The organism is Paenirhizobium cremeum (assembly GCF_022884085.1).
GTDB classification, from domain to species: domain Bacteria; phylum Pseudomonadota; class Alphaproteobacteria; order Rhizobiales; family Rhizobiaceae; genus Allorhizobium; species Allorhizobium cremeum.
The window spans coordinates 13,240-28,978 of record NZ_JAGGCS010000011.1 but is presented as its reverse complement, the minus strand read 5'-3'; the positions used below and the strand labels follow the sequence as shown (position 1 = coordinate 28,978).

The following is a 15,739-nucleotide window of genomic DNA, read 5'->3' as shown; positions in this document are numbered from 1 at the left end:
TATACATGTTTTCAACAAATGAAAGGGTCAACGCAAATGACCGGGAACGATACTTCCATATCGGACGACGAACGCCTGGAGCGGGAAACGCTCTGGTCCAACGCCCGTATCGCAACGCTCGCTCCCACAGGAACGGGCCTCGGCATCATCGACGACGGCGCGCTGCTGGTTCGCGACGGACGTATCGCCTGGGTCGGAAAGATGGCCGACTTGCCCCCGGAAGCACGGAACGCTGCTTCGCGGCACGACCTGGACGGCCGCTGGATCACTCCGGGCCTGGTCGATTGCCACACCCACATCGTCTATGGCGGCAACCGCGCGCGCGAATTCGAAATGCGTCTTGAAGGAGCGACCTATGAAGAGATTGCCCGGGCCGGCGGCGGCATCGTCTCCTCCGTCCAGGCCACCAATGCGCTCGATGTCGAAGGTCTCGTCAGGACTGCGCTACCGCGTCTGGACACGCTGCTGGCGGAAGGGATGACCACCATCGAGGTCAAATCCGGTTACGGCCTGAACATCGAAGGAGAGCTGAAGATGCTGCGGGCTGCGCGCAGATTTCAGGAAATCCGCCCGGTGCGCGTCATCACCTCCTGGCTGGCGGCCCATGCGACGCCGGCTGAGTACAAGGGCCGTAACGGCGATTACATCGCCGAGATCGTTCTGCCGGGCCTGGAAGCGGCTCACGCCGAGGGTCTCGTCGACGCGGTCGACGGCTTTTGCGAAGGCATCGCCTTTTCGGTGGACGAAATGCGACGCGTATTCGACAAGGCAAAGTCGCTGGGCCTCCCCGTCAAGCTGCATGCCGAACAGCTCTCCAATCTGGGGGGAGCGAAGATGGCGGCCTCCTACGGGGCACTGTCCTGCGACCATCTCGAATATCTCGATGACGAGGGCGCGAGGGCCATGGCGAAGGCCGGCACCGTCGCCGTGTTGTTGCCTGGCGCCTTCTACGCCATCAGAGAGAAGCAGAAGCCTCCGCTCCAGTCCCTCCGCAACGCCGGCACGCGCATCGCCGTCGCCACCGACAGCAATCCCGGCACCTCTCCGCTGACATCCCTCCTGCTGGCCATGAACATGGCCGCGACACTCTTCGGCCTGACCGTCGAGGAATGCATCTCCGGCGCGACCCGCGAGGGCGCCCGCGCCCTCGGGCTGCTGGAGGAAACGGGCACGCTCGAAGCCGGCAAATCCGCCGATTTCGCGATCTGGAATGTCGAGACCCCCGCCGAGCTTGTCTACCGCATCGGCTTCAACCCGCTTCATGCAAGAGTTTACAAGGGACAAAGGATCAAGGCATGACCATCACGCTCATTCCCGGTCGCGTAACGCTCTCGCAGCTTGCCGCTGTCTATTGGGATGGCGAAGCGGCGATACTCGATCGCGCCGCCGACGACAACATCGCCAGGGGCGCGGCCCGCATCGCCGAGATCGCCAAGGGCAATGCACCCGTCTATGGCATCAATACAGGCTTCGGAAAGCTCGCTTCAATCAAGATCGACAGCGCCGACGTGGCGACACTCCAGCGCAATCTGATCCTCTCCCACTGTTGCGGCATCGGCGCTCCCCTGCCGGAAAACGTCGTTCGCCTGATCTTGGCGCTGAAGCTGGTTTCGCTCGGTCGCGGCGCCTCCGGTGTGCGGCTGGAACTGATCCGCCTCATCGAGGCCATGCTGGAAAAAGGCGTAACACCGGTCATTCCGGAAAAAGGCTCCGTCGGAGCCTCGGGCGACCTTGCTCCACTGGCTCATATGGCCGCCGTGATGATGGGTGAAGGCGAAGCCTTCTTCGGCAGCGAGCGGCTTTCCGGCGCCGCCGCCCTCGAAAGGGCGGGACTGGAGCCGGTCGTACTGGCCGCCAAGGAAGGTCTGGCGCTGATCAACGGCACCCAGACCTCAACCGCGCTGGCGCTTGCCGGCCTCTTTCGGGCGCACCGGGCGGCACAGGCGGCGCTGATTACCGGTGCCATGTCGACCGATGCGGCCATGGGATCTTCCGCACCATTCCATCCGGACATCCATGCGCTTCGCGGGCATAAGGGACAGATCGATACAGCTGCAACGCTTCGCGCCCTGCTCGATAATTCCGTCATTCGCCGGAGCCATATCGAGGGCGACGAACGCGTGCAGGATCCCTATTGCATCCGCTGCCAGCCGCAAGTCGACGGCGCCTGCCTCGATCTCCTGCGCTCGGTGGCACGCACGCTGGAAATCGAAGCGAACGCCGTCACCGACAACCCTTTGGTGCTCTCGGACAATTCGGTGGTTTCCGGCGGCAATTTCCACGCCGAGCCGGTGGCTTTTGCCGCCGACCAGATCGCCCTTGCCGTCTGTGAAATCGGCGCGATTGCCCAGCGGCGTGTCGCCCTTCTCGTCGATCCCGCGCTGTCCTATGGCCTACCGGCCTTCCTCGCCAAGAAACCCGGCCTCAACTCCGGCCTGATGATCGCTGAAGTGACTTCGGCAGCGCTGATGAGCGAAAACAAGCAGATGTCACATCCGGCTTCGGTCGACTCCACGCCGACTTCGGCCAATCAGGAAGATCACGTTTCCATGGCCTGCCACGGCGCCCGCCGGCTGCTGCAGATGACTGAAAACCTGTTCGGCATTATCGGCATCGAGGCGCTGGCCGCAGCGCAGGGTGTGGAATTTCGGGCCCCGCTTGCAACGAGCCCGGAACTTGAAAAAGCGATCGCCACGATCCGCGAGGCAATTCCGACCCTTGAGCTTGATCGCTACATGGCCGACGATCTCAAGGCGGCGAGCGATCTCATCGCCACCGGAGCATTGAATGCCTCCGTCTCGGCCGATATCCTCCCGGTCCTGGAGAGCTGATATGGACGTATTTGAGGTCCAGCAAGGCAGTTCCCCTGTCATTCTCGGCTTTCCGCATACCGGAACCGAAGTTCCGCCCGACATTTGGGAACGGTTGAACGACAACGGCAGGATTCTTGCCGACACCGATTGGCATATCCACGAACTCTATGCCGGCCTGCTACCCCGGGCAACGACGGTTCGGGCCACATTCCACCGCTATGTCATCGATGCAAACCGCGATCCGGAAGGCGTCAGCCTTTACCCCGGCCAGAACACGACCGACCTCGTGCCGGAAACGGATTTCGACGGCACGGCGATCTGGAAGGACGGCGAAGCGCCGGATGAAGCCGAGATCGCGAGGCGGCTTGAGCAATTTCATGCGCCTTACCATGCCGCTCTCACGGCCGAGATCGAGCGGGTTAAAGCCATTCACGGGGTGGCGATCCTCTATGATTGCCACTCGATCCGCTCGCGCATCTCTTTTCTCTTCGAAGGAAGGCTACCGGATTTCAACATCGGCACGGACATGGGCCGCACCTGCGCCCCGGAAATCGAGAAGATCGCCGTCGACATCACCGCAGCGGCAACCGACCACAGCAGCATCCTGAACGGCCGCTTCAAGGGCGGCTGGACCACCCGGCACTACGGCAGGCCGGAGGATGGCGTTCACGCGATCCAGATGGAACTTGCCCAATCGACCCATCTTCAGACCGAGGCGCCGCCCTTCGCTTACGATGCGACAAGGGCGGAACGTCTCCGAACTTACCTCAGAAACATTCTGGTGCGCATGGAAGAGATCGCGCCGGACTTGAAACGATAACCATCATTCGACAGGGGAACCCGCATGACTTCCAACCCACGTCATAACATCCGCGATGTCCGTGCCCCGCGCGGAACGGAGCTGAACGCCAAGAGCTGGATGACCGAAGCACCGCTGCGCATGCTGATGAACAATCTCGATCCGGATGTCGCCGAGCGCCCGCATGAGCTGGTGGTCTATGGCGGCATCGGACGCGCGGCCCGCACCTGGAACGATTTCGACACCATCGTCGCCACGCTGAAGACGCTGGAGGAAGACGAGACGCTGCTGGTGCAGTCCGGCAAGCCGGTCGGCGTATTTCGCACCCACAAAGACGCGCCGCGGGTGCTGATCGCCAATTCCAACCTCGTGCCTCACTGGGCGACCTGGGATCATTTCAACGAGTTGGACAAGAAGGGTCTCGCCATGTACGGCCAGATGACCGCCGGCTCCTGGATCTATATCGGCACCCAGGGCATCGTGCAGGGCACTTACGAGACCTTCGTGGAGGCCGGCCGCCAGCATTATGGGGGCAACCTCAAGGGCAAGTGGATCCTGACCGGCGGCCTCGGCGGCATGGGCGGCGCCCAGCCGCTCGCCGCCGTCATGGCCGGAGCCTGCTGCCTTGCCGTCGAATGCGACGAGACCCGCATCGATTTCCGCCTGCGCACCCGTTACGTCGATGCCAAGGCGCATACGCTGGACGAGGCGCTGGCACTAATCGACCAGTGGACCAAGGCCGGCGAAGCCAAATCCGTCGGCCTGCTCGGCAATGCCGCAGAGATTTTCCCTGAACTCGTGCGCCGCGGCGTGAAGCCCGATATCGTCACGGACCAGACGTCCGCCCACGACCCGATCCACGGCTATCTGCCGTCCGGCTGGACAGTCGCCGAATGGCGGGCGAAGCAGGAAAGCGACCCGAAGGCGGTAGAAGTGGCGGCGCGTGCCAGCATGAAAGTGCATGTGCAGGCAATGGTCGATTTCTGGAACATGGGCATCCCCACGCTCGACTATGGCAACAATATCCGCCAGGTCGCCAAGGAGGAAGGTTTCGAGAACGCCTTCGCCTTTCCGGGCTTCGTGCCGGCCTATATCCGTCCGCTCTTCTGCCGCGGCATCGGGCCCTTCCGCTGGGCGGCGCTTTCCGGCGATCCGGAGGACATCTATAAGACCGATGCCAAGGTGAAGGAACTTCTTCCCGACAACAAGCACCTGCACAACTGGCTGGACATGGCGCGCGAACGCATCGCCTTCCAGGGCCTGCCCGCCCGCATCTGCTGGGTCGGCCTCGGCGATCGCCACAAGCTGGGTCTCGCCTTCAACGAGATGGTCCGCAACGGCGAGCTCAAGGCGCCGATCGTCATCGGCCGCGACCACCTCGATTCGGGCTCCGTCGCCTCCCCGAACCGGGAGACGGAAGCGATGAAGGACGGCTCCGACGCCGTATCAGACTGGCCGCTGCTCAATGCGCTCTTGAACTGTGCGTCCGGTGCGACCTGGGTCTCGCTGCATCATGGCGGCGGCGTCGGCATGGGCTTTTCTCAGCACTCCGGCATGGTCATCTGCGCCGACGGTACCGATGATGCCGCCCGCCGCCTCGAGCGTGTTCTGTGGAACGACCCGGCGACCGGCGTCATGCGCCATGCCGACGCCGGCTATGACATCGCAGCCGATTGCGCCCGCGAGAAGGGGCTTCGTCTCCCCGGTATTCTCGGAAACTGATGAACCGGCAAAGGCCTTCGTCCCCGGAAGGCCTTTGCCCAACACCGGGAGGTGCAGGTGAGACTTTTACGTTACGACGATCTTCCGGTCACTCCCTGGAAGAATGGCGGCGGATTGACCAGAGAGATAGCCGTCCACCTGGACCGAGAAATCCATCCGGAATTTCTCTGGCGGATCAGCATGGCGACGGTTGCCAGGCCCGGACCTTTCTCGCAATTCGAAGGCATAGACCGGACGATCGCAGTCTTGCAGGGAAACGGCATCCTCCTGAATTCCAACGGAAGCGAAATAACCCTCGGTCACGACAGCGCGCCCTATTCCTTCTCCGGCGAAACACCGATCGAGGCCACAGTGATCGCCGGCGAAACCACCGACCTCAATGTCATGACCCGACGCGGCTATTTCACGCACATCATGAAAAGGCACGTCATCAGGCAATCGGCGGCAATCGACGTCGAATGCGACGACATGATTCTCGTCTTCGAAGGCCGTGTTATGGCCAGAGTTGGACAAGATCACTTCCCTGCCGCTCCCATGGACACTCTGACGGGAATACGGCGCGGAGACCGTGTCGACCTTTCCCCGGAAGAAGAGACAGTCATCTACACCATCGAGCTCTCAGGCATGACCGTGGGAAACGTCCAGCCCCAAGGCGCCTGAACACTACGCCACCGCCATTCGCTCCAGGTTATGCCGCTGCGAAAGATCCCGCAGCCGGGCTCTTTTGGACCTCAAACACCCTGATCCCCGAAGGCCTCTGCCCATGGCGGCAAGACACGTGGAGGAAATGCCGGTCGGCAATCCGTGGCCTTGTTGGAGAGATTTGGACTGTAGAATGGATCTTCAGCGAGTTTCTCTCCCCATCTTTCCCGCATGGCTGCCTTGTCGAGCTCAAGCCGGGCCCGGCGCGCCCCTCCATCATCACGCCCGCGAGAAGCAGACTCCAGATGATATAAAAGGGCATGTGGGGTATAAATCACCCTGAGCCCGGCGCTGCGCACACGCAGACAGAAGTCCACATCATTATATGCAACGGGGAAACGCTCCTCATCCAGTCCACCGAGACGGTCGTAAACATCACGCCGCGTGACAAGGCACGCCGCGGTGACACATGTCACATCCTGCGTTACCGCCACGCGACCCTGATAGCCCTGCTGCCCGGCGGGTAGGCCCTTGTGGATATGGGAAGCCAGACCGCCGATTCCCATCACGACGCCAGCATGCTGAACCGTATCGTTGCCATAGTGCAACAGCGCTCCGACGGCACCGACATCCGGACGCACGGCAAGGCTTGCCATTTCACGCAGCCAGCCGGCTTCCTTGACGGCGAGGTCGTTATTGATGAGGCCGAACAACGTGCCGGTTGAGGCTGCAGCACCAAGATTGTTAAGCCGCGAGAAGTTGAACGGACCATCATCACGCAGCACTTTTACCCGTGGGTCGCTCACAAGGCTGCCGAGATAGGCAAGGGTTTCTGCCTCGACACTACCATTATCAACAATGAGTATCTCGAGATCAGGCCAGTCGGTACGGTGACGCAGCCCTTCGATGCAGTTCGAGAGCAATTCCACACGATCGCGTGTCGGGACACAAAGGGATATTCGTGGAGCAGGGGACGGCGTAGGCCAGACAACATGACGGAAGCCGGCTCCCGTGTTGTCATTGCTGCGAATTTCAAGGCCATGCTGTCGCACGAAAAGTGAAGTCCGGACTACATCAGCAAAGGCGGCAGGCTCCGTGCGAGGCGCATCGGCCCTTTGATGATAAAGCGGGAACGGCAGATGCCGGATCGAAAGCTCGTCATGTGCAGCAATCCACAGCCAGATCGCATAGGTTACGCTTGTCAACGAGCATGAATCGATGACTTGCGAGACTGCAGCCTCAACCACCTCGCGGTTCAAAGCGCATGACCTTACGGTATAGGCTTGGGCCAACACTAGATCGGGACTCCAGGCGCCCTTGAACCAGGGATCGGTGTGTCGCCCGGCTAAATCGATGCGATCCTCATCTGCGTAGAGCGCGACCGCATGGGGCGTTTCCGCAAATCCAAGCGCGAAAACCGTCAAAGCTGCCGGGGACAACTGATCCCCTGCAGTTACCGGCACGAGAAGCGTACCCGAGGCGATCTCCAGCAACTTTTCAACGACCCCGCTATCGAACCGCTTGGCCGTAAACATCTTGACTTGTACCCCGTCCTTCCGGATTCGGCATTCGGCAGGGAGATTGACGAGGATTACTTCCCAGCGATCATAGGTTTGCTCACTTATGGAACGCAGGGTCAGCTCGATTTGCTCGGGACCGGCATTCTGCGCGTCGATCAGCACCGACATCAGCGGCGGCCTGACGAGTTTCTGCTGTAGATCAACGAGACGGCGGCGCTCGGAGGAACCGATTGTCGCGTAGCGGCTTACCCAATAGGCATACGTCAACGGGCCTTCAGCATGTGCCTGGGGGGGAGCCTTCGAGCTTTCGCCAAGTCGTCTGCGCAGAGCCGCAAGGAGGCGCCGGGGTAACGTTGGCATATCGGGAACCTTCATCATGCCTTTTGTTCTGACCGCTTCACTTCGCTAACGCGGCCGGCGTCCGCGAGAATTTTATCAAGGATACGACCAACGGCGTCGCCCTCCACAACATGTCGCATGCGAAATTCTTCCAGACGAGACTGCAAATCGATCGACCTGGCGGTAACGTCATCGATGAAACTCAGCCAATTGCCAGTGCCGGTCAAAACCGGCAAAGGTTCATAAACCGGCAGCGCCATTCCATAACCAACAACCGCGACGGCGCAACCTGCTCGGGCAGCATCGAGAGCGACCGTGGACGGCGTTGTGATAACCGCATCGACAGAGCCGATAATTGCGCTGGCTGTGTAGGCTTCCCAAGGCTGCACCGAAGGATCGGCCAAAACGATGTTGCTCGGGGCATCCGCCAGCAGATGATTGTTTTTGGCAAGGTATTTGCCCGCGTGATGTGGCTTTAAAAGGAACGTTATGGCCGGGCGCGCGGCCGCGACCTCGCAAAGATCCCGGATGAAGGCGCCGCGATAGATATCGGTGTAACGCTCCCAATGCAGGTTCTCGAACACTGCCACGACCATCCCCTGCGACCGAAGAGGCAACTCCACCCTTGTTGCCTGCGGTGGCTTAGGCGTCCCGACAGCCAGACAGCGTACCCGCATCATGGGGTTCATCTCTGCCGGCAGCTTCTCGACTGGCCCCCAGGTCAGAATGGTCGAGGAAGCCATTTCGATCGGACCTTCGTGATCGGGATAAGACTCGAAATAGGTAAGCCCGACATTCTCCAGCCCGTGTTGGAGCGTATAAGTCGGAATGCCGCGACTGTTGGCGCGACGCACAACCGCATGGGGTACGCGATGCGCGGGGTGATTGGTTTCACAGGCCGTGACGACAGCATTTATTCGGCCGAGGTCAGGCTCCGACCCCTCGATAGCGTCCTTCTTGGTAATCACCAGCGGGATCACCGACCGAGCGAACAGTTCGCGCGATACCCGCGGGGAAACCTTGTCCAGCCAGTCTGTGACTGCAACTGTTAATGCGAAACGGCGATCGGTGCGCATCCGCTCCACAATCGGCAACAGCACATCAAGATCCTGGATCAGGTCCAGCAAAAATAGGACTTTAACCCGCGGTGCCTGCTTTAGCCCTGTCGCGGCGGTCAGTAGGGCGCGCTCCATAACGTCGATCCATTGCCGCGCACTTGTCGCCGGGTCCACATGCGGCGTGAGTTGACGGCTGGCATCTGCGACGGGCGTGGCCACAACGCCATGGTCCGCTGCCTTCGATGCCGGCTTTGCCTCTACTTCGGATGACGCTTCGGACGCCCGACCAGCGATCAACCCAAATCGCCTCAAAATCCGTCTTGCCACTGCGCTGGGCACGCGCGTCAGCCACCAGGAAAACGGAATCGAGCGCGCCATATTGAACATGCGCCATGGAGCAACAAGCGGACTTCGCGGCGACAGCCACTGCTGCGGCACCGACGACAAGCGGCTTCGTATCCTTGCTCCGCGAAGCTCACCCCGGAAGACCTCCAACAACCGGGCTTTCCGAGTAGCAGCCTCAGATGGATCCGGAATCACCACCGTTTCCACGTCGACAGGCACAAGGCTGGCGAGGTCTTCCGCCGCTGCAGAAGACCTCGCTGTGATGACCGTTGCCAATGCCAGGCAATCACGGGTCGTCGCAGAAATTGCGGCTAGCCGGCTCTGACCGGAAAGACGGATTGCTTCAGGTAAACCGACATCGATAACGAGCGCCAAGCCGAGCCTGACTGCCTCGTCGCAACAGTTCAACTCGTCTGTAAGTGAGGGCTCGATCATCACAAGCGCGGCGTAACGCTTCAGCCGCTTTCGCGGCGGCGGCGTCAGATGAATGTCGACCCTATAGCCAGCCGATTGCCAGATCGACGCTGGCCACAACGCTCGCCGAATAAGCCGCTCATTTACCCCGTCTATATCCCGCGCCACCACCGCGATGCGCAGTTGCCGAGGTAAAACCTTCGCCGCCTTGTCTGCTAACTCAACTCGCCCGTCGTTTTCGGCCACACGAACACTCCCTGAGATTGCGGCCTCAGCTACCATTGACGCAAGAAACCGGCACCACGTCAGGTCGTCGACCGGTTCGCGCCACGTTCCCCGATTTTGCGTGCGGGAACGCCGGCAAAAATGGCCAGCTCCGGCACGTTCGTTGTCACGACGGCCCCTGCCCCGATAACCGCGCCTTTTCCTATCGTCACACCGTCAAGGATACGGGCACCAGCACCAATCCAAACGTCATCTTCGATCGTGACGCCGAGCTTGGTCAATCCCTGGCTTGTGATCGGGGTGTCGGGATCATCGAAAACATGGTTCGCCGGAATTATCACGGTATGCGTGGCGATACGCACATAATTTCCGATTTTAAGACCACCATGGCCGTATAAAACGCAAAACGGGTTGACGCTGCAAAAGTCGCCAATCTCAATGGAACCTCCATGCGCAAGGATCATTGCGAAGGAAGCGACTGTGGTCTTGCGTCCTATTTTTACGCTACCGCCGCCAGCATCGATGACTGCGCGTTCATCGATGCGAGCGGTGGGATCAATAGTCACACTTTCCGACATGCGGCCATGTTTCCCCTGCTACAGCTTTTCGATGTAGCACTTGGTATGGTTGGTACCCTCTGGTCCGAACCGCAGGTGCAGAAGAATTTCCGGTTTATCCTCCAGAAATTTATCGATGGCGTCCTTGGCCATCGGAAAATCGTGAGAGTGATAATCATCAAAGAAGATAATGCCGCCTGGGTTCATCTTCGGATAAAAATATTCGAGGCACTCGATATGCGGCGCGTATAGATCACAGTCAATGTTGACGAAGTCGTAACGGGCTTCCTCGAGCGTCGGCAAAGTATCCACGAAAAAGCCGCGGATCAATTTGGCGTTGCCAGCAAAACCGGCGGATTTGACGAGTTCGCTAACGGCCTCGAACGAGGTGTCATCGAAGAGCACCTTTTTCCGGTAAGGCGCGTTTTCGGGCGCGACCTTCAGGTCCTCTTCGACCAGCGATGGCAAGCCTGCGAAGCTGTCCAGCCCGACAAAATTGACCGGCACGCGCAGATCCCTTGCAATCCGCAGACATGCGACCAGCGAATGCCCGCGGTAAACTCCGCATTCCGCGGCCTGCATCGGCCTCCCGAGGCCAGCCGACCGCGCCAGCTTTCCCAGAATACCCGAACGCGAGCGGTTGTCCCAAGCCAGAGCAGCCTTCTCAAAGACCTGAAGCAAAGGTACTTTCTCGGCATAATAGAGTTCGTAAGGCCGATTGTGGGGAAGTTCCTGTCGGACGCTGTATACCGGCGGCCGCTTCGGGGTCTTGGCGGGATCTTTTGTTGTTGTCATCCAATTGCTACCTGTGACGTACCGTCATTATGCGAAGCGCTGGCCGTAGCCAGCGTTGCGTTGAGATTAACCAGCCCCGAGTTTGTCCCTCTACTTACGACGTCAAAACGGGCGACGTTGTGATGGGTCCCGAGGGTAAGCGTCACGTCACCGACCTGTTCGGCTACACGCGCGCTGATAAAATAGGCTCCTGCGAGCAGGATATTGTCGAACTGCAGCACCAGCGGCAGCCGTTCACCGCTCGAAAGCGGCTTCAGTTGGTTCGCGTCACGCTCGCTGTCGTAGCTGCAGATCACGATCCCTTCCTGGTTGCGGATGCCGAAACTCACGACAGGATTTGCAACATCGGCCTCAGCAAACAGTTCACAGGTCAAAATGCCACGTTTGACACCGTTGTCGCCCGTAACCTCGTTGAAGCGAACATTCTCAAGTCGAAGCTTTGGCGCCACGAGATCGGAGCCGTTGACACCCCCCGTGGCAGGCTTTTTCCCGGCCGCAAGATTTTCGCGAATATCCTTATAGGTGTTGAGTCCATCCAGGGGAGAGCCGTCGAACACCTTTCGGCCTTTCTCGATGACAATCGTCCGCGTGCAGAAGTTGGCGATCAGGTTTGGGCTATGGCTGACGAGAAGGAATGTCTGGCCACTATCCTGCATGTGCTTGATACGCTCATAGCATCTGACACGGAAATTGGCATCGCCGACCGCCAAAGTCTCATCAATAATGATAACATCAGCATCGACATGGATCGCACAAGCGAAACCGAGGCGCGCCATCATGCCTGACGAGTAGGTTCTGAGCGGCATGTCGAAGTAGTCTTCAAGATCGGCGAACGCGATAATGGAACTCATGCGCTCGGCGGTTTCTGCGTTGCTCAGACCCATCAGGCTGCAAAAGAGTTCGGCATTCTCACGACCGGTAAACTGTGGATTGAAGCCGGCCCCTACAGCAAGCAGGACGGCGATGCGGCCATGGCGCGTGATGGTGCCGGCAGACGGCTCGATTACATTACCAAGAATGCCGAGCAGCGTGGTCTTGCCCGCGCCGTTGCGGCCCATGATGCCAAGCGTCTCACCCCGACGAACTTCGATGTCCACGTCTTCCAGCACCACATGGTGCGGCTTGTTCGGTCTCCAGCCAAAGACCGCCTCGAAAAATCGCTCGCGAGGAGACAATGACATGGAATATGTCTTGGAGACACCGTGAGCTTGCAGAAGCACATCAGACGACATCGACGATCGGTCCTCTCAGGCGTGAATAAAGCCAAATTCCCGCCCCAAAAAGTGCCACGGAAGAAGCGAACGTCACGACATAAGAAACAGGCGCTGGCGGCAATCCGAAAACGAACGAATTGCGTATAGCTTCGACGAGAACAGTCAAAGGGTTGGCCCACATAAAGCCAGAAAAACGCTCGGGCACCGCGCTAAGGGGATACGTAACCGGCGAAGTATAGAACAGCACGCGCAGAAGAATACGCGAAAGCTCGTCAAGATCCTTGAAAAACGGGCCAAGCAGCGAAAGAAAGAGAGAAAGAGCGCTTGCGGCGACCACCACCAGCAGGAACGCCTGGGGAATCGCCAATAGAGAATTCAGCGACATAAGCCCCGTGAAAAAGGCCATGGCAGCCAGAACCACGAAATTCACCACCGAACCGACAGCAACGCGCATCAGCGTCGAAAGCCACAGCACCCATATGGGAACCGCGGCCCTCCTGACATATTCCCGCTTCATCCTGAAGGTCGACAACGACGACATGACAACGTCATTGATAAGCAGGTAGGTTGCCAAACCAGCAAAAAGCGGCACGATGTAAGGAACCTGCACCCCCGTTGCAGGGTTGAGCCACTTAAGTTGCAGGAAATAGCCAAAAACCATCCAGTAAATCCCCGCGAAACTCACGGGGGTGATTACAAGCCACAAAAGACCGCCGATGGAATTGCCATAGCGGCTGGCTATGTCGCGATGCGCAAGATCCCACGCCAGCCGAGCGCTGCGCGAGATCTCGCCAAAGGTTTGCATCATTGCTTTCGCGGCCTTCTCATTGCCTGAATTTAGCTGCGCGCCCGCTACCAGCGGCTTTCCGACCGTCTCAGCTGCCACTGCTGCTGCGAGTTGCATAGATCAGGATACGGGGACCGTTGCGCTGTATCTCGAAATTGGCCACATCGATGGAATCGAAGCCAGCCTCGGCCAAAAGCGCCAGCAAATCGTCCTTGAACAACCACTTGGCGTGATCGAGCATGCCGGCAAACGGCGCTTCACGACCCGCTTCGCGATAGTGATGATATCGGTATGTCCGTCCGCCGGATTCGTAGGTAAGCGCCTTTGCATCTTCTGGCGCGATCTGGGTGTCGAGCATGACCCCCTTGCGCACGTGCGACAACAACGTCTTCAGATGTCCGACCGGGTCCGTCAGGTGATACAGAACGCCCACATGGTGCAGCACATCACAATCGACCGAAACGCCGGCAGGCAAGGCTTCCTCAGCATCCCAGCGAAAGATGTGCGCAGACGTTCCGTACATGGCACAGCGGACGATGCTCTTGACAACGTTTTCGATGCGACTGTCACAGGCCAGCACACGCCGGGCGCGCATTGCCAGCGCGGAGGTATGAATACCCTCGAAACAGCCGATCTCAAACACGGTCAGATCACGCAACGGAATGCGCCGATCAAGCTCGACGATACGCGGATCAGGCATTGCCTGCGGAACGTTGCGCTTGATCGCGGAATGCGCGACACCGAACTGGCGCCCCTTGCTATCCAGAACAAAAGCCGCCCACGGCAGCAGCTTGTTCAAGCGATCGAGTTCGTCGTCAGGAAGATTGTCGACGCCAGGGATCGGAACCTCGCCTGCCGGATAAACCGTCTTCTCCTCCACCTTCTGAGGCGCGGCAGGTGCCGGGGCCTCATCCTTGGCGGGCACCTGTACCTCATGGGCGACAGGCATCTCATTCACACGGTTCGCGGAAGAACCGCTGAAAGACTTCAAAATCTTCTTCAAGACATTCATTTCCGTTTCCCTTCGACCGCTCTGTACCGCATGAGGCCTTGTTACTCAAGCCGGTATCCGGACTGGTCCTTGGCTCAGGCGGCTCGAGCGACATCGCATAACAAGTTGCGAAATGCTAAATCCATGACAATCAATCTGTATTCAGCCCGGTGAACGGCCGAGCGTATGGCTTGCTTACGACGCTAAAGGTGCTTAGAGTCCGGCGCTACTCGTGCGCGAGGAATTATTTCAGGCAAGAATGGAGTTCGGCATGACGAACGAGAATGACAGCGACACCGCCTACATATTCGTGGGCTCGGACCGATCACAGCTTCTCGCGGTCCCTGTTCTCGAGCATTCCATCAAGCGCCACACCAGCATGAATATCAAGCTGCGGTCGATGCATGACGTGGTGCTGCCTGATCCCAAGGATATAAGGCAAGGAAAGCGTACCGGCTTTTCCTTCACGCGCTTCGCCATTCCGCAGTTGATGGGATACAAGGGCCGGGCCATCTACCTTGATGCCGACATGCTGGTCTTCCGCGACTTCCGGGAGTTGTGGAACCTGCCCTTCAACGGCGCCAAGGTCATCATCCAAGAGGAACTGCCGGATCAGGCACAGAACCAATCTAAGCCCGGCGCACTCAAGAAGCGCGTCAAACAATGCTCTGTGATGCTGCTCGATTGCGAAGCTCTTTCCGATTGGGATCCGGTAAAGATAATTGCCGGCCTCGATGGGCAATACACCTATCAGGATCTGCTCTACGACATGTGCATTCTGGATGAGTCGGAGATCAACTACGGCGTGCCGTTCGAGTGGAATAGCCTGGAGCACTACGAGCCCAACAAGACCGGCTTGATCCACTGGACGGACATGAACACGCAGCCCTGGGTTTTTGCCAACAACCCGACCGGCTACCTCTTCCTCGAAGAAGTTCGCATCATGCTTGAGAATGGCTCGATGAAGTTGAGCCAGATTGAGGAAGAGGTCAATCTGGGCTACATCCGCCCGTCCGTGATCCAGGAGATCAAGGATGCCGGAGCCGGCCCTGTGCGGGCGATCACGCCGGAACAGGTTAAGCGCTATGAGGCCATCGACGCGGCTGCCGGCTTTGTCAAGCATAAAGCGGTCTACGAGGCAGCGCGCGAGCGAGCGGCAGCCGTGAAAGCCTACGAGGCCAAGCTTGCGAAGGAAAAAGGGCCAGCCGCATCCGTTGCCCACGCGGCGAGCAGCGGCATCCTGGGAACCTTGAGTTCGTTGAAACGCCGCATCATGGGCTAAATGCCCCTTTGCACGAGGCGCTGGAGAGCAGCCTTCTTCAGTGCCTCGGCTTTGGAACCCCAGCCTCGCCCGTCTCGATCTTCCCCGCCGTGGCAAACGTGCATGCGTGGCTGAAGCGTGAAATCTTTATATATTTTCCCGCCCAAACGACTTCATCGGGTTGCCGTTGGGTCGGGTGAGGCAGATTTGCCTGTGAGGTTCCACGTTTGCGTTAAAGAAGCACCGCGCGGCGGTGT

13 protein-coding genes are annotated in these 15,739 nt (G+C 59.3%); 6 read left to right on the top strand and 7 right to left on the bottom strand.

Annotated features, from left to right (window positions below; genetic code table 11):
• Positions 1 to 36: 36 nt before the first annotated feature.
• The 5 genes from hutI to J5N58_RS18580 are packed head-to-tail and all read left to right on the top strand — an operon-like array spanning position 37 to position 5,994.
• Positions 37 to 1,299, top strand: a complete 1,263-nt coding sequence (gene hutI, locus J5N58_RS18600) for an imidazolonepropionase (RefSeq protein ID WP_113443035.1) — start codon at positions 37 to 39, stop codon at positions 1,297 to 1,299.
• Positions 1,296 to 2,831, top strand: coding sequence for a histidine ammonia-lyase (hutH, locus tag J5N58_RS18595; RefSeq protein WP_112829448.1), 1,536 nt, complete (start codon positions 1,296 to 1,298; stop codon positions 2,829 to 2,831). The genes hutI and hutH overlap by 4 nt, the downstream gene beginning before the upstream one ends.
• A gap of 1 nt (position 2,832) precedes the next feature.
• The gene (gene hutG, locus J5N58_RS18590) at positions 2,833 to 3,633 is read left to right on the top strand and encodes an N-formylglutamate deformylase (protein ID WP_244712191.1); all 801 of its coding nucleotides are present in this window, start codon (positions 2,833 to 2,835) and stop codon (positions 3,631 to 3,633) included.
• Positions 3,634 to 3,657: 24 nt separating this feature from the next.
• Complete coding sequence (hutU, locus tag J5N58_RS18585; RefSeq protein ID WP_113448630.1) at positions 3,658 to 5,334, top strand: urocanate hydratase; 1,677 nt, start codon at positions 3,658 to 3,660, stop codon at positions 5,332 to 5,334.
• A 57-nt stretch (positions 5,335 to 5,391) separates the two neighbouring features.
• Complete coding sequence (locus J5N58_RS18580) at positions 5,392 to 5,994, top strand: HutD/Ves family protein (RefSeq protein WP_162757390.1); 603 nt, start codon at positions 5,392 to 5,394, stop codon at positions 5,992 to 5,994.
• Between the two features lie 71 nt (positions 5,995 to 6,065).
• Here J5N58_RS18580 and J5N58_RS18575 read toward each other — a convergent pair whose 3' ends face one another.
• Genes J5N58_RS18575 through J5N58_RS18545 form a run of 7 tightly spaced genes read right to left on the bottom strand, consistent with a single transcriptional unit; the run spans position 6,066 to position 14,242 of the window.
• Complete coding sequence (locus tag J5N58_RS18575) at positions 6,066 to 7,874, bottom strand: glycosyltransferase family 2 protein (RefSeq protein ID WP_112829444.1); 1,809 nt, start codon at positions 7,872 to 7,874, stop codon at positions 6,066 to 6,068.
• A complete protein-coding gene (locus J5N58_RS18570; protein ID WP_244712189.1) occupies positions 7,871 to 9,898 on the bottom strand; it encodes a hypothetical protein in 2,028 nt (675 codons plus the stop codon). Before J5N58_RS18570 ends, J5N58_RS18575 begins: the two co-directional genes overlap by 4 nt.
• Before the next feature lie 59 nt (positions 9,899 to 9,957).
• Positions 9,958 to 10,455, bottom strand: a complete 498-nt coding sequence (locus tag J5N58_RS18565) for an acyltransferase (protein WP_112829443.1) — start codon at positions 10,453 to 10,455, stop codon at positions 9,958 to 9,960.
• An 18-nt stretch (positions 10,456 to 10,473) separates the two neighbouring features.
• A complete protein-coding gene (locus J5N58_RS18560; protein ID WP_244712187.1) occupies positions 10,474 to 11,229 on the bottom strand; it encodes a TylF/MycF/NovP-related O-methyltransferase in 756 nt (251 codons plus the stop codon).
• Positions 11,226 to 12,461: an ABC transporter ATP-binding protein gene (locus J5N58_RS18555; protein WP_112829442.1), complete on the bottom strand. Its 1,236-nt coding sequence runs from the start codon at positions 12,459 to 12,461 to the stop codon at positions 11,226 to 11,228. Before J5N58_RS18555 ends, J5N58_RS18560 begins: the two co-directional genes overlap by 4 nt.
• The gene (locus tag J5N58_RS18550) at positions 12,451 to 13,329 is read right to left on the bottom strand and encodes an ABC transporter permease (RefSeq protein ID WP_244712185.1); all 879 of its coding nucleotides are present in this window, start codon (positions 13,327 to 13,329) and stop codon (positions 12,451 to 12,453) included. The genes J5N58_RS18555 and J5N58_RS18550 overlap by 11 nt, the downstream gene beginning before the upstream one ends.
• On the bottom strand, positions 13,319 to 14,242 hold the full coding sequence (locus J5N58_RS18545; protein ID WP_244712182.1) for a class I SAM-dependent methyltransferase: 924 nt from the start codon (positions 14,240 to 14,242) through the stop codon (positions 13,319 to 13,321). Before J5N58_RS18545 ends, J5N58_RS18550 begins: the two co-directional genes overlap by 11 nt.
• A gap of 238 nt (positions 14,243 to 14,480) precedes the next feature.
• Here J5N58_RS18545 and J5N58_RS18540 point away from each other — a divergent pair, with 238 nt between their 5' ends.
• The gene (locus J5N58_RS18540; RefSeq protein WP_244712180.1) at positions 14,481 to 15,503 is read left to right on the top strand and encodes a glycosyltransferase; all 1,023 of its coding nucleotides are present in this window, start codon (positions 14,481 to 14,483) and stop codon (positions 15,501 to 15,503) included.
• Positions 15,504 to 15,739: the final 236 nt, after the last annotated feature.

Excerpts from the sequence above, each read along its gene's own strand:
- hutI (WP_113443035.1), top strand. The coding sequence starts at position 37 with ATGACCGGGAACGATACTTCCATATCGGACGACGAACGCCTGGAGCGG.
- J5N58_RS18555 (WP_112829442.1), bottom strand. The coding sequence starts at position 12,461 with ATGTCGTCTGATGTGCTTCTGCAAGCTCACGGTGTCTCCAAGACATAT.
- J5N58_RS18545 (WP_244712182.1), bottom strand. The coding sequence starts at position 14,242 with ATGAATGTCTTGAAGAAGATTTTGAAGTCTTTCAGCGGTTCTTCCGCG.
- hutU (WP_113448630.1), top strand. The coding sequence starts at position 3,658 with ATGACTTCCAACCCACGTCATAACATCCGCGATGTCCGTGCCCCGCGC.
- J5N58_RS18540 (WP_244712180.1), top strand. The coding sequence starts at position 14,481 with ATGGAGTTCGGCATGACGAACGAGAATGACAGCGACACCGCCTACATA.
- J5N58_RS18560 (WP_244712187.1), bottom strand. The coding sequence starts at position 11,229 with ATGACAACAACAAAAGATCCCGCCAAGACCCCGAAGCGGCCGCCGGTA.
- J5N58_RS18565 (WP_112829443.1), bottom strand. The coding sequence starts at position 10,455 with ATGTCGGAAAGTGTGACTATTGATCCCACCGCTCGCATCGATGAACGC.
- hutH (WP_112829448.1), top strand. The coding sequence starts at position 1,296 with ATGACCATCACGCTCATTCCCGGTCGCGTAACGCTCTCGCAGCTTGCC.
- J5N58_RS18575 (WP_112829444.1), bottom strand. The coding sequence starts at position 7,874 with ATGATGAAGGTTCCCGATATGCCAACGTTACCCCGGCGCCTCCTTGCG.
- hutG (WP_244712191.1), top strand. The coding sequence starts at position 2,833 with ATGGACGTATTTGAGGTCCAGCAAGGCAGTTCCCCTGTCATTCTCGGC.